This window comes from Chryseobacterium phocaeense, assembly GCF_900169075.1.
In the GTDB taxonomy this organism is placed as follows: Bacteria; Bacteroidota; Bacteroidia; order Flavobacteriales; family Weeksellaceae; genus Chryseobacterium; species Chryseobacterium phocaeense.
On sequence record NZ_LT827015.1, the window covers coordinates 2,873,089 to 2,886,494 of the forward strand.

13 protein-coding genes are annotated in these 13,406 nt (G+C 38.1%); 6 read left to right on the forward strand and 7 right to left on the reverse strand.

Features of this window, described 5'->3' with window-relative positions:
* Nucleotides 1-16: 16 nt before the first annotated feature.
* Nucleotides 17-259 carry a hypothetical protein gene (locus B7E04_RS19725; protein ID WP_080780249.1) on the forward strand — a complete coding sequence of 81 codons (243 nt, stop codon included), beginning with the start codon at nucleotides 17-19 and terminating at the stop codon, nucleotides 257-259.
* A 33-nt stretch (nucleotides 260-292) separates the two neighbouring features.
* Here the strand turns inward: B7E04_RS19725 and B7E04_RS19730 are convergent, their stop codons facing one another.
* From B7E04_RS19730 to B7E04_RS19740, 4 genes are all read right to left on the reverse strand, one after another.
* Complete coding sequence (locus B7E04_RS19730) at nucleotides 293-748, reverse strand: macro domain-containing protein (protein ID WP_080780250.1); 456 nt, start codon at nucleotides 746-748, stop codon at nucleotides 293-295.
* 52 nt (nucleotides 749-800) lie between these two features.
* Nucleotides 801-926: a transposase gene (locus B7E04_RS22710; protein WP_394334772.1), complete on the reverse strand. Its 126-nt coding sequence runs from the start codon at nucleotides 924-926 to the stop codon at nucleotides 801-803.
* A 505-nt stretch (nucleotides 927-1,431) separates the two neighbouring features.
* Nucleotides 1,432-2,154 carry a phytanoyl-CoA dioxygenase family protein gene (locus B7E04_RS19735; RefSeq protein WP_080780251.1) on the reverse strand — a complete coding sequence of 241 codons (723 nt, stop codon included), beginning with the start codon at nucleotides 2,152-2,154 and terminating at the stop codon, nucleotides 1,432-1,434.
* Nucleotides 2,155-2,160: 6 nt separating this feature from the next.
* Entirely contained in the window at nucleotides 2,161-3,411 is a 1,251-nt protein-coding gene (locus B7E04_RS19740; protein ID WP_062649211.1) for a dicarboxylate/amino acid:cation symporter, read from the reverse strand.
* A 221-nt stretch (nucleotides 3,412-3,632) separates the two neighbouring features.
* Here B7E04_RS19740 and B7E04_RS19745 point away from each other — a divergent pair, with 221 nt between their 5' ends.
* The 4 genes from B7E04_RS19745 (at nucleotide 3,633) to B7E04_RS19760 (ending at nucleotide 9,478) form a co-directional block, all read left to right on the forward strand.
* On the forward strand, nucleotides 3,633-4,121 hold the full coding sequence (locus tag B7E04_RS19745) for a BON domain-containing protein (protein ID WP_080780252.1): 489 nt from the start codon (nucleotides 3,633-3,635) through the stop codon (nucleotides 4,119-4,121).
* Between the two features lie 7 nt (nucleotides 4,122-4,128).
* Entirely contained in the window at nucleotides 4,129-4,548 is a 420-nt protein-coding gene (locus B7E04_RS19750) for an SH3 domain-containing protein (RefSeq protein WP_062649215.1), read from the forward strand.
* A 100-nt stretch (nucleotides 4,549-4,648) separates the two neighbouring features.
* The gene (locus tag B7E04_RS19755; protein ID WP_080780253.1) at nucleotides 4,649-7,411 is read left to right on the forward strand and encodes a TonB-dependent receptor; all 2,763 of its coding nucleotides are present in this window, start codon (nucleotides 4,649-4,651) and stop codon (nucleotides 7,409-7,411) included.
* Nucleotides 7,412-7,618: 207 nt separating this feature from the next.
* Complete coding sequence (locus tag B7E04_RS19760) at nucleotides 7,619-9,478, forward strand: CocE/NonD family hydrolase (protein WP_080780254.1); 1,860 nt, start codon at nucleotides 7,619-7,621, stop codon at nucleotides 9,476-9,478.
* Nucleotides 9,479-9,725: 247 nt separating this feature from the next.
* Here B7E04_RS19760 and B7E04_RS19765 read toward each other — a convergent pair whose 3' ends face one another.
* The 3 genes from B7E04_RS19765 to speB all read right to left on the reverse strand — a co-directional run bounded on the left by B7E04_RS19765 (nucleotide 9,726) and on the right by speB (nucleotide 12,384).
* On the reverse strand, nucleotides 9,726-10,337 hold the full coding sequence (locus B7E04_RS19765; protein WP_080780255.1) for an alpha-ketoglutarate-dependent dioxygenase AlkB family protein: 612 nt from the start codon (nucleotides 10,335-10,337) through the stop codon (nucleotides 9,726-9,728).
* A gap of 275 nt (nucleotides 10,338-10,612) precedes the next feature.
* Nucleotides 10,613-11,458, reverse strand: a complete 846-nt coding sequence (locus tag B7E04_RS19770; protein WP_080780256.1) for a bifunctional helix-turn-helix domain-containing protein/methylated-DNA--[protein]-cysteine S-methyltransferase — start codon at nucleotides 11,456-11,458, stop codon at nucleotides 10,613-10,615.
* A 68-nt stretch (nucleotides 11,459-11,526) separates the two neighbouring features.
* Nucleotides 11,527-12,384, reverse strand: coding sequence for an agmatinase (speB, locus tag B7E04_RS19775; RefSeq protein WP_080780257.1), 858 nt, complete (start codon nucleotides 12,382-12,384; stop codon nucleotides 11,527-11,529).
* 224 nt (nucleotides 12,385-12,608) lie between these two features.
* Between speB and B7E04_RS19780 the strand changes: the two genes are divergently transcribed.
* Nucleotides 12,609-13,268 (forward strand): HAD family hydrolase, encoded by a 660-nt coding sequence (locus B7E04_RS19780; protein ID WP_080780258.1) that lies wholly within the window; start codon nucleotides 12,609-12,611, stop codon nucleotides 13,266-13,268.
* Nucleotides 13,269-13,406: the final 138 nt, after the last annotated feature.

The following is a 13,406-nucleotide window of genomic DNA, read 5'->3' on the forward strand; positions in this document are numbered from 1 at the left end:
TATTAAACTTAAAAATATGCAGGAATTATTTGTGAAAAAATTTTGGGAAGAAGAGAATATATGGTTTTATATGCATTTCCAAAATGAAGAAGCTATCAGACAAATTGAAATTAATCCTAAAGGAAAAGTGTTTTTAACATTAGAATATCCTCAACAAGGCGAATCTATGTTATACGATCAATCTTTTAAAGACCTGGATTTAAATGATTCTGATTTTATTACTAAGGACGAATTTGATGAAATTTGGAATAACAAGTAATATAAAGCCCCATGTAATTGGGGCTTTATTATTTTAGTTTCCGCAATAATTTTCAACTACAAATAAATGAATATTGGGGTAATTTCCAATTACTTTTTCAATCACGAAAGCAACTTCGTTCCAATCTAATCCGCCTAATCCTGCTCCAATTTTCGGCATGGATATTTCAAAAATATTATTTTCTGATGCATATGAAAACATCTTAATTAAAGCATTTTCAATAGCATTAATGTCTGCTTTTGTTCTCCAATTTGATTGGGTTGCAAGATTAAAAATTATCCCATTTGAATAATTATAAATAAATACATCCCCTAAAAAGAACAACTTCTGTTTACATAAAATTTTATATTCTTGGTACATGAGTGGAAATTTTTTTTTGAATTGTAATGCTATCCCCTTTCCCATAGCACCAGCACAATTACAACCATGAGCAAAATTATAAACTCCATGCAAATTAAAAATATCACCCTCTTTAATATATGTAATCATCTTGTAAGTTAAGTTATTATGCAAAAATATTATTTTTTTAAAGAATGGTAAGCTATGATAAGCCTAATGTGGTGAGGCTTCCTGATAAATAATCTTTTTTCCAACGCCTTATACTATTAGGGTGGATATTAAGTTCCCCCGCAAGAGAATCTATACTACAATTACGTTCCTCCAACAACTCTATTGTTTAGTTCTAAATTCTTTATTGTACATTATTTTATTTCTTTACTTTAAATGTAGAGCTTAGGAAATTAATTTTGGTGTCTACTCAAAGATAGCAAGTCCAAGGTTAGATTAAATTACTCTGAAATTGATACAAATAAGCAGTAATTTTATAGAATAGAGTGATAATTTGATCGCTCTATTTGTTTTCCAGTAGAAAGATTTTATTTTTGAATTTTATTTTAAATGTATATTTTTGGAGTAAAATTAATTTAAGAAAGTTTTAAATGTCCGCAAAAAGTTTTATAATAGTTTTAGCGGTTTTTGTTTCAATTGACACAAATATAGACACTTTCAAAATGATAATTTTCAAAACTGATTGATTTTAAACCATTTATATGTATTTTATAGAATACGCTCAGCATGACATTTCTGATACTAGTATTTTTTTAACATCATATTGAATATTGTTATGCTGATCGGGTTAAAACATTTTTTATTCATTGCGATATATCGTCTTATCAATTCATTCTCTCAGACCATTGCAATTCATCCGGCAACTCCATATCGGAAAATTCTATATGGATCACCCTTCTTCTTCTGCCGTCTGTGGTTCTGTTGGAGCCATGCAGCGTTAAGGGTTTCATAATCATAATACCACCCCTTTCTACGTTGCATATTTCTTCGGTTTCCACATCCCAGTTAATAGTTTCGGGTCTGTAGATTCCTTTGGCATGTGAACCGGGAACCACTTTCAGCGCCCCGTTATTTTCATCGGTATCATCGAGATGGATCCTGATGGTGCAGATATTTTCAAGAACCGGTAAAGGCGGCTGGACGGCAAACTGATTTTTCTTTGTCGTCCATGGCCCGAAGCCCTGTATTTCAAGCTTTTTATCAACTGAAATGGTGAGATCCTGGTGATAGGCAACATACCAGTTTGAGGTTTCCGGTTTATCAAAATAAATACTTTTTACCACGAAATACCTTTCTCCAAAAAGTGTTCTGATCATGGATTTAACAGCATCATTCATTACAAGATCTTTAACCCCCGGAACTTCTTTCAGAAACTGTCTTACCGCAAAAAGGTCTTCAGATTTTCTGAAATTTTCTGCTGAAGTATCTGCCTTTTGAATGGTTTCTGTGATTTTTTCAATTTCATCATCAGAAAAAACCGTATTGATTACCGTGAAGCCTTTCCGGAGAATCTCCTCTTTATGGCTGTCCAGATATTGTTCTGTCATGAATGATTAAACTTCCTGAGGTGTATTTTCAAGCTGTCCTTCCCACTTGGAAACGGCTGAAGTTGCCAGCGCATTCCCCAATACATTTGTCATACTTCTTCCCATATCGCAGAAATGGTCAATCGGCAGGATCAAAGCAATCCCTTCCGGCGGAATTCCGAACATGGTACAGGTGGCCACGATGATTACAAGAGAAGCTCTTGGCACCCCAGCAATCCCTTTTGAAGTAAGCATTAAAACAAGAAGCATGGTGATCTGCTTACCCAGCTCCATTTCTATTCCATAAATCTGGGCAATAAAGATAGAGGCAAACGTCATATACATCATACTTCCGTCCAGGTTGAATGAGTATCCTAAAGGAAGGATAAAAGACACGACTCTATTGTTACATCCGAATCTTTCAAGCTCTTCCACCAGTTTTGGAAAAACCGCTTCTGAACTTGTGGTAGAGAAAGCAATCAGCAAAGGAGCTTTGATTCTTCTAAGCAACTCGAAAAGACGGTTCCCAAGGATCAGGTAGCCTACCAGAAGAAGAACCAGCCAAAGAACCGCTAAAGCAAAGAAGAAATCTCTGAGATAAATAGCGTAGACTGTAAATATTTTAAATCCGTTAACTGCCACTACTGCTGCAATAGCACCTAAAACCCCAAGCGGGGCAAACCACATGATATAGCCGACCATTTTAAGGATGGCATGTGCGATAATATCAAAAAGCTTAACCACCGGTTGTGAATATTCTTCCCCCAGATTGGCCAGCGCCACTCCAAACATAATAGAGAAAACCACAATCTGAAGTACTTCATTCGTAGCAAAGGCTTCAAATAAACTTTTAGGGATCATATGTTTCACAAAGTCCTCCATAGAGAAACTTTTACTGCTTTTCAGAAGGTCATCCGCTGCTGCGGCATCCTGAATCGGCAGTTTGGTTACATGTCCCGGCTCCAGCCAGTTGACCAGCATCAGCCCTATGAAAAGAGAAACCAGGGAAGCTGAAATAAACCACAGCATTGCTTTTGTTCCTACCCTTCCAATCATTTTTATATCGCTCATTTTGGCTATTCCCACTACCAGTGTAGTAAAAACAAGCGGCGCAATAATCATCTGTACGAGCCTGATAAAAACGGTACCCAACAGTTTGATATTTTTGGAAAATGGTTCTGCACTTTCAGGGTACTGGGTGTGTACCACCCCTCCAATGGCTACTCCCAGAAGAAGCGCAACGATGATGGCAATAAAAAGTTTATTCTGTCCTTTCATATATATAGTTCAATTCGCACAAATATAATAGTTTTTCAGTTGGTATACTATTTTGTCCTTACTACATTAAGCCAGGATTAAGTTTGTAATACATTAAAATTAAATCCCTGATTTTGAAAATATTGCAAAAAATTAAAAAAACATTTATTGAGTTTTTATTCTTTTGGTACAAATTTTATTATTACATTTGATTGTATTAACAACATTATAAATATACAACTATGAAAAAAACTATCGCAATGGCTGCATTAGCTGTAGCTGTGTCTTTTGGAGCGGTTTCATGCAAAAAGAAAGTTTCTGATGCCGATCTTCAAACTCAGGCTACAACAGTGGTAACTTCTAATCCCAATGCTTCTGTAGAAGTTAAAGAAGGAGTAGCCCACTTAAGCGGAACCTTCGCTGACCAGCAGTCTAAAGATGCCATGATCGCAAAACTAAAAGCAATCAACGGAGTAAAAGAAGTAATGGATATGTCTACTATCGCTGCTCCTGTTGCAACTGCACCCGTGGAAACAGCATCTGCCGTGGATCCTGCCGTTCAGCAAAAAGTTCAGGACGCTGTTAAAGATTTCCCTTCTGTAAAAGTAGAAGTTGTAAATGGAGAGCTTACGCTTACAGGAAATGTTTCAGGTCTTCAGGCAAGAAAAATCAAAGAATCTGTAGATGCTTTGAAAATCGGAAAGTATAACAATAACCTTGTGGTAAAATAATTTTAAGATGAGCACATTACAAGATAAATATTCAAGCGTAGTTTCAGCGGCACAGTCTGCAGGAATTTCTAACCTTCAGGTTCAGGAGCAGGATGGTATTCTTTATGTTTCAGGAAGTGCTTCCAATACAGCTGCAAAAGATGCGGTATGGAATGCTTTGGGAACCATTGATTCTACATATTCAGCTTCAGATATCAACATCGATGTACAGGTTGCAGGATTAGCTTCCGGTGCTGCTTTAACAGTAGCTACAGAAGATTCTAACCTGAACATCAGACAGGAGCCTTCTACCGAGGCTGCTGTAGTAGGAAAAGCTGCAAAAGGTTCATCCGTAACCCTTATTGAGCAGACTTCTGATGACTGGTGGAAAGTAAAAACCGATGACGGTCAGGAAGGTTATGCTTATTCAAGATACTTAAGAGCTTAATTATCGAATAATTACATATTCAGCAAAATATTTACGAAACATCCCTAAACAGGGATGTTTTTTTTATACTTTTACGCCTTTATAAAAAAACAAATATTTAATGAAGAAAGTATTATCGATGCTGATGCTGGCATGTACGGTTTTTCTACTGCATGCCCAAAATCTGCATATCGACGGAAAGGTATCGGACCCGGATAAAAAACCAATAGAAAATGCTACCGTTTATCTTCTCAAAGAAAAAGATTCATCCATCATCAATTATACGGCGACCAACAAAGAAGGGAAATTTTCCCTGAAAACGGACAGTCAGAACGAGCCATCCCTGCTAAAAATAGACGCCGAAAAACTACAATCTTATTCTAAAAAATTCGACAAAATAAGCCAGTCCCTTTCTTTGGGAGATATTGACCTGGAAAAAGGCAATGTGACCAATATTGACGAGGTGAAAATCAGCGTTTCGCCGGTAAAGATCAAGAAAGATACCATCGAATTTAATGCTTCTTCCATAAAAGTACGTCCCGACAGTAAAATTGAGGAACTTCTGAAGCAGATTCCCGGTGTGGAAATCAGCAATGACGGGAAAATCACCGTTAATGGAAAGGAAGTGGACCAGATCATGATCAACGGGAAGCCATTCTTCGATAAAGACGGCAAAATCGCCCTGCAAAACCTTCCGGCTGATATCATTAAAAACATCCAGTTTACGACAACAAAAACGAAAGAGGAAGAACTGAGCGGAAAGACAGCAAAATCCAATAATACCACCATCAATTTCAATATTGATGAAAAGAAAAATAAAGGACTCATCTCCAGGCTCACGTTGGGATACGGTTCTGATCAGCGTTATGAGGGCAGCGGGCTGGTAAGTTATTTTAAAAAGGATACCAAAATAAGCCTTCTCGCCTCTTCCAATAACATCAATTCCCAGGGATTTTCCAGCGATGAGGTTTTCGACAGTATGGGGAATGGCCGTAATTCGTGGATGATGCAGGGCGGTTCGGTTTCTACGGTAGGAAATACTACTTATTACACCCAGGGCGGTGGCGGTGGCAAAGGAATCCAGAGATCAACAACCATTGGGTTCAATTACAGCGATAAGTTTGGAAAAGATGCAGATCTGGATACGTTCAGCTTAATGCATTCCGATTCTGACATGGAAACAAGATCCAAAGTTTCCAGAACTACCCTGCTGCCGGAATTTACCCTGAAAACCAATTCCGAAACCAATGGAGAAAGCGAAAACAAACAGTACAGTTTTGATACTTCGGCAAAGATCCGGCTGGATTCTCTCACGAGTGTGTATATTTCACCAAGATTTACCCGTTCTAAAAGTTTCAGCTTTAATAATTCAAAATCGACCACCTTCAGAGACAATGCACTCCTGAACGAAAGTGATTCTTATACCAGTACGGATTCTGAGAATAATTCATTCAATCCGTCTATCTATTTTTCAAAGAAATTCAGAAAAAAGGGACGTTCCGTCAATGCCCAGATGAGCGGAACCATTTCTGAAGGCAAAAGGGATAACCTTAACCGCTCTGAAACTGTATTTTACCAAAGCAGTGATCCGAGTGATAACAGGAACCAGCTCGCTAAAAATAAAAGCCAGAACAATACGTACAATTTCACAGCCGGCTATACGGAACCCGTTTCTGATTCTGCTTCCGTTAGTTTTGAAATGAACTACAGCTCCAATACTTCAAGTGATCTGCGGGATGTGAATGATTTTGATGCGGCGACCGGGCAGTATTCGGAATACAATACCGCTTTGTCCAACAGCATGAGACAGAAAATCAATAAAATTACTCCCGAACTTTCTTTTCAACTGAATAAGAAGAAACTGAATATGTGGGCATCCCTGGATCTTGATATCTCGGATATGAAGGTGAATTCTGTTTTTAACGGCCAGAACTATGGCCTTCAGAAAAGCTTTGTCCTTCCCGGATATAACCTGAATATACAGTACGAACTTTCTGAAAATAAAAGACTGAGCCTTTTTAATTATGCTGATTTTAATATTCCGGGAGCAGAGCAACTTACTCCTTACGAAGATACTTCTAATCCCCTAATTACCTATACCGGAAATCCTGACCTGAAAAATACATGGACCAACAATACTTATCTTTATTTCAATAATTACAATATGGTGAAAAACATGAGTTATTATTTTAACATCGGATTTACTTACAGGGATAATGATGTTGTGAATTATTCAAAGTATGACAGTTCGGGAAAACAACTTGTTACCTATGACAATATCAGCGGCAATAAGAACTTCAATGCAGGAGGAGGTTTCAGCAAAAGCTTTAAATGGAAAGACAATAAGGTGACCATCAGCCCAAGATTCAATATGCAGTACAATTACAACAAAGGGTATATTAATGGGCAGCTCTATACCAGCGACTCCTACAGCTTGAATCCGGGGATCAATCTTACCTATGAGCTAAAGGATAAATTCACCATAAAACCTTCTTACAGACTGGGCTATAATTTCTCAAAATATACCAATTACAGCATTGATGATGTAAATACAGCCAGCCAGGCCCTGAAGTTGGAACTTACCAATTACCTGTTCAAAAGCAGGCTGGTTTTCGGAAACGATTTTGAATACAATACCAATTCCAATATTGCTCCCGGCTTCAAGAGGGATTTCTATTTCTGGAATACGAGTCTGGGGTATTCCTTCTTCAATAAACAGTTTACGGCAAAAATGAAAATCTATGACGTTCTGAACCAGAACCAGAGCGTAAGAAGAACCATTTCCAATGCGTATTTTGAAGACCGTGAAGATCTGATCCTGAAGCGATATATTATGTTTTCCATCAGCATGAAGCTTAATAAATTTGCAGGAAAGAAGATGTAAAAACTCCTGATCTCTAAATCAAACATAAAAATCGGCTTAATCTGCAAAATCTGCGAGAAATAAACTCACGCAGATTTTGCAGATGAAGCAGATAAAAAAATTAAAAGGATTTCTTTAGCTCCCTTATTGTTCTCATTTCTTTTGAAAGATTGAGTGTATGTGCGCACCGGAGCTATTTTATTTTTAAATTAGCGGTAAATTTTATTTATGAAGATCCATATTTCAATTTTGTTTATTTTCTTTTTCATCCTGGGAAGCGCACAGGCTCCGGACCAGAAAGATACTTTTGTAAAAGATAATTTCACCAAAAAGGAATTCTACATCCCGATGCGTGACGGAGTGAAACTGTTCACTTCGGTGTACATCCCGAAAGATATTTCAAACAAAAACAAATATCCTTTCCTGATGCAGAGAACCTGCTACAGCATAGCGCCTTACGGTGAAAACGAATATAAAGCCAAACTGGGGCCCAATCAATACCTGATGAAGGACAAATATATTTTTGTATTTCAGGATGTACGCGGACGGTATATGAGTGAAGGTGTTTTCACCAATATGACGCCTCAGGTGGACCGCAAAACAAAAAAAGACATCGATGAAAGCACCGATACGTATGACACGATAGAATGGCTTTTGAAAAACATCAAAGACAACAACGGAAAGGCCGGCCAATACGGAACTTCATACCCGGGATTTTATACCGCGGTAGGAATCCTGGCGCAGCATCCCGCTCTGGTAGCTTCATCTCCACAGGCTCCTATCTCTGATTTCTGGAATGATGATTTTCTTCATAACGGCAGATTTATGCTGGGTTATTTCAGAACGTTCCCTGTTTTTGGGATTCAGAAAACAAAGCCTGAAAACAAGGCGTGGTATATGGATACTTTCGTGAAACAGACGTCTGAGGACGGTCTTAAGTTCTACAGGGATATGGGAACGCTAAAAGACGGCTATGAAAAATACTACAAAAACAATTTCTTCATGACCGAGATTATGAATCATCCCAACTATGATGAATTCTGGCAGAAAAGAAACCTTCTTCCCCATTTAAAAAATGTAAACCACGCGGTGATGACCGTTGGAGGCTGGTTTGACGCGGAAGATCTTTCAGGACCTCTGAATATCTACAAAACCATAGAAAAAACAAGTCCGAAAGCTAAAAATACAATTGTAATGGGACCTTTCTCCCACGGAGCATGGGCGCATGAACAGGGAAAACATTTCCATAACCAGATCTATTTCGGGGACAGCATTGCAACCTACTATCAGAAGAATATTGAAACCAAATTTTTCACTCATTACTTAAAAGGAAATACCAAAGAAGACGCCGGCCTTCCGGAAGCTTTAATGTATGATACCGGAGCTAAAGAATGGAAAGAGTTTGCTTCCTATCCTCCTAAAAATGCTCAGAAAGTTAATTTCTACTTAACGGACGGAACTCTGAAAAACTCAGCAGGACAAGGCTTTTCAGAATATTACAGCGACCCGAATAATCCGGTTTTGAACTCAGATAACCTGAAAGATTTCAATGGTTTTACGCCTAAAAATTATATGTCCGAAGACCAGAGATTTGCTGTAGGAAGACCGGATGTTCTTACATTTACTACCGATGTTTTAACGGATGACATTAGCTTTGCAGGAGAAATCATGGCTAAATTAAATATCGCTTCCTCTTCTACGGATGCGGATTTTGCCGTAAAACTGATCGATGTGTATCCTGAAGATTTTAAACCTAAGGAAAAGAAAGACGGTGTGATTTATCCTAACTATCATCAGATGGTAAGAAGTGAAATCATGCCTGCCCGTTTCAGAAACTCAAGGGAAAAAGGAGAAGCCCTGGTACCTGGCCAGAAAACTGCCGTTAATTTCAGACTGCAGGATGTAGTGCATACATTTAAGAAAGGGCATAAAATCCAGATCCAGATCAGCAGCACATGGTGGCCGCTTTTTGCCATCAATCCGCAAAAATTCATGGAGAATCCTAATTTCGCTACGAAACAAGATTATACGAAGGCTTTTATTAAGGTGTATAATGACAGTTCTATTGAGGCAGAGGTGTTGAAATAGAAATAATAATGGTGGCTTCGATTACCTCAGCCATCAATACTATATTAAAATTATTTTCTTAAATAAAAATCCGGTCGCTTTGAGAACTTCAGCGACCGGATTTTTTTATGGGGAAGGTGGCTTCGAGTACCTCAGCCACCCACTACCTTTCGGGAATATTTATCTTCAAAAATTCAATATGATAGACGCGATGATTTTATAAACAAAAAAGTAAGGTGGCTGAGGTACTCGAAGCCACCTTACTTTTTTACTCCTCAATCGTTCTGAACGTAAGATTGACTCGCGGGGTTTTTATTTTGGTAGTTGGCGGTAACCTGTGCAGCCAGTGATCCTGGGTGGTTCCTTTCATGATCAGGAGGCTTCCGTCTTCCAGGAAAATTTCAATTTTTTCTTTGGTAGTTTTATGCTTAAACAGGAATTTTCTTTCTGCCCCGAAAGTCAGGGATGCTATGGCTCCGTGTTTTTTGAGATCCTTTTCACTGTCGCTGTGGTACGCCATTCCCTCACTTCCATCGTGGTAGAGATTAAGAAGACAGGAATTGTAGGTTTCTCCGGAAATCTCTTCACATGTCCTCTTTAATTCTAACAGTTCGGGAGTCCAGAATTTTGCATATTTGGTCCGTTTTGAATAGGTGTATTCAAAAGCTTTTTCCCCAAACCAGGCTACTTTTCTTTTCGTTAAAATTAATTTTCCAAAGATGATCGCTTCATCGTTTTCCCACGGGATCTGATGAAGCAGGTAGTCATAAAAATGATCAGATTTTTCTTTATTAAACACCTTTCCATAATAATGGACGGTTCCGTCATTGGGAAGGATATTCAACGGATATTCTGATATGTCTTCAAAGAGGCTGTTCATGGAGTTTTTTTGTAAAATGTAGAATGTATAATGTATTACGTACTAATGTACAATGTAAAATGTCTTAATGATTTTATTTTGACACAAAACACACAAAATTTTTTTAAACATTTTAGAGTGAAGTTTAAAAATACCGAAGAATAATTTGAGTTTATGTCAGAAGAAAATCAGAGATTTTCATAGAACTTAAGTGTTCATGTTATTCTGATAGTTAAAAGTTTACAATAACTTAAGTATTAAAAAGACTTTTGCGTCTTTTGTGGTTTAAAAATAAGCTATCCTGTATAAACGTGTGAACTTTCCCAGCCCACCATCAGCTGTTTTCTGCTGCTTCCCCAGCGGTAGCCTCCGATATTCCCTGTAGACTGTATCACACGGTGACATGGGATAAGGAATGCAACAGGATTACTGCCAATGGCAGTTCCTACAGCTCTGGAAGCGTTCGGGTTTCCGATCTTTTCGGCCAGATTTCCGTAGGTGGATAGTTTTCCCATTGGGATAGAAAGAAGACTTTCCCAGACTTTAAGCTGAAAATCAGTTCCTTTGAGGTGTAATTTAATCGTGTTGAGTTTCGTCCAGTCCTGACTGAAAATGGACAGTGCGTTTTTCTGAAGTGCATCCTGCTTTTCAAAAAAAGAAGCATTGGGAAACTTAGCATATAAATTTCCCAATGCGGTTTCTTTATCGTCTTCAAAAGCCATATAGCAGATTCCCTTTTCTGTGGATGCTGCCATTACATATCCAAAAGGACTTTTGGAAAAACTGTAATTGATGTTCAGGCTTTTTCCGCCGTTTTTATATTCCGCCGGAGACATTCCTTCTATTTTCACAAAGAGGTCATGAAGCCTGCTAGTGCTGGAAAATCCGGTCTCGTATGCGGTGTCAAATAAACTCGCTTTTTCTTCCTTCAATAAGTTTTTAGCATGCTCAAGACTGATGAACTGTAAAAACTTTTTAGGACTTGTTCCCGCCCATTCCGTGAATATCTTCTGGAAATGAGCCGGGCTCAGGTGAATATTTTCCGCCACTTCCTCCAAACCTGGCTGAAGCCTGAAATTGCTCTGGATATATTCTATCGCTTTAGCAATCCTGTTATAATCTATCTGATTTTGTGTGGACATAGTATTTCTTTTTTACCTCACAAATTTCCAAAGAATATACGGCAGAAAAAATCTGATTCTTGCGGAATTTAGTTGTTGTTATAAATATGGTTGTAGGCCAGCATTTTATAATACAGTTTTGCCGCAAGGAAAGCGGTTGGCTTAGCCATTGGAGAATCCATTAATTCTACAATATCAAAAGCTACTACATTGCATTTTTCAAATACTTTTCTCAACAGTTCCAATGTTGGATACCACTGAAGTCCGCCCGGCTCCGGAGTTCCTGTAGAAGGCGCGATGGAAGGATCAAAAGCATCAAGATCGATGGTGATATACACATTTCCGGAAACTTTTTCCAGCACATCATTGATCCAGTTATCATTATTGGCAATTTCATGGGCAAAGAAAACTCTTCCTTCCGGCAGATATTGCGCTTCCTCACCATCCATGGAACGGATTCCCACCTGAACCAGATTATGTTTCTGATTGGCTTCAAAAACCGCACAGGCATGATTGGAAGTAGATCCGTGGAATTCAGGACGTAAATCTGTGTGTGCATCCAGCTGAAGAACGGTAAGGTTTTCAAACTTCTCTCCTACTGCACGGATAGAACCGATAGAAACAGAGTGTTCACCTCCGAAAAGCGTAAATACTTTCCCTTCGTTGTTCAGAAGCTCTTTGGTTTTCTGGTAAACGGCTTCCGTCATTGCTTCGGGAGTTGAGTTTTCGGAAATTTCACCGGCAAGAAACACTCCATCAAGGTAAGGCTCAGTTCCTGTTTCAATATCGTAAAGCTCCATGTTTTCGGAAGCATTTAAGAATAATTCAGGGCCTTTATCAGCACCTTTTCCCCATGTTGACGTTCCATCGTAAGGAACGGTTACCAGCATTACTTTAGCGTTTTCCAACGTCGCATTTTCTTCAGGAATTCCTGCGTATGTTCTCATGTATAATTTATTAATTAAAAAATTAAATAATTTAAAGATTGAAATATTTATCGCAAAGATACGAAATACTGTTTGAGTTATAAGTTATGAATTATAAATGATAAGTTGGAAGTGAGGAGTTCTAAGTCTGAATAAAATTCAAAACTCAAAATTTATAATTCATAACTCATAACTCACAACTTTTGCCTTTAAATATTAAACCCTATTTTTGTAAAAAAGAAGATATGTCCTTAAAAGCTGTTCTTTTCGATATGGACGGGGTTATTGTAGATACGGAACCACTGCACAGAAAAGCTTATTTCACCACATTTGACGAACTGGAAATTGCTGTTTCCGAAGAGCTGTACAGCTCTTTCACCGGGGCTTCCACCAAAAGGGTATTTGAAACACTGATCTCAAAATACAGTTTAACACAAACTCATGAGACCGCTTCTGCTATCAAAAGAGCCCATTTCAAGAATTATTTTGATAACGATGAGGATTTTGATCTGATCCCCGGTGTAAAGGATCTGATCAAACATTATCATGAAAACGGAATCAAGCTCATCCTTGCTTCTTCGGCGACGATGACGACGATCAATATGGTGTTTGAGAAATTTGACCTTGAACAGTATTTTTGTGGAAAAATCAGCGGTGCAGATCTTAAAGAATCCAAACCTCATCCAGAAGTATTTCTTTTAGCGGCAGAAACTGCTGGAGAACCTGTACAAAACTGCATGGTGATTGAAGATTCCACGAATGGAATTCTTGCGGCACACAGGGCCGGAATCTTCTGTGCAGCCTACAGAAGCCCTCATTCAAAAAATCAGGATTATACTTTAGCAGATATCGTGGTTTCAGATTTTGAAGACCTGGAACTTGATAAGCTTTCAAAATATTTTTAAATGAAAAAGCTCTCAAATTTTGAGAGCTTTGCTTTATTAGAGATCTTAATTATTCTAAAACTTCATAAAAATCTTAATTCTTTAATATTTAACCATTAAGAATCTATTAAGTGGTTAAGATTATTAAGTGAGATTGCT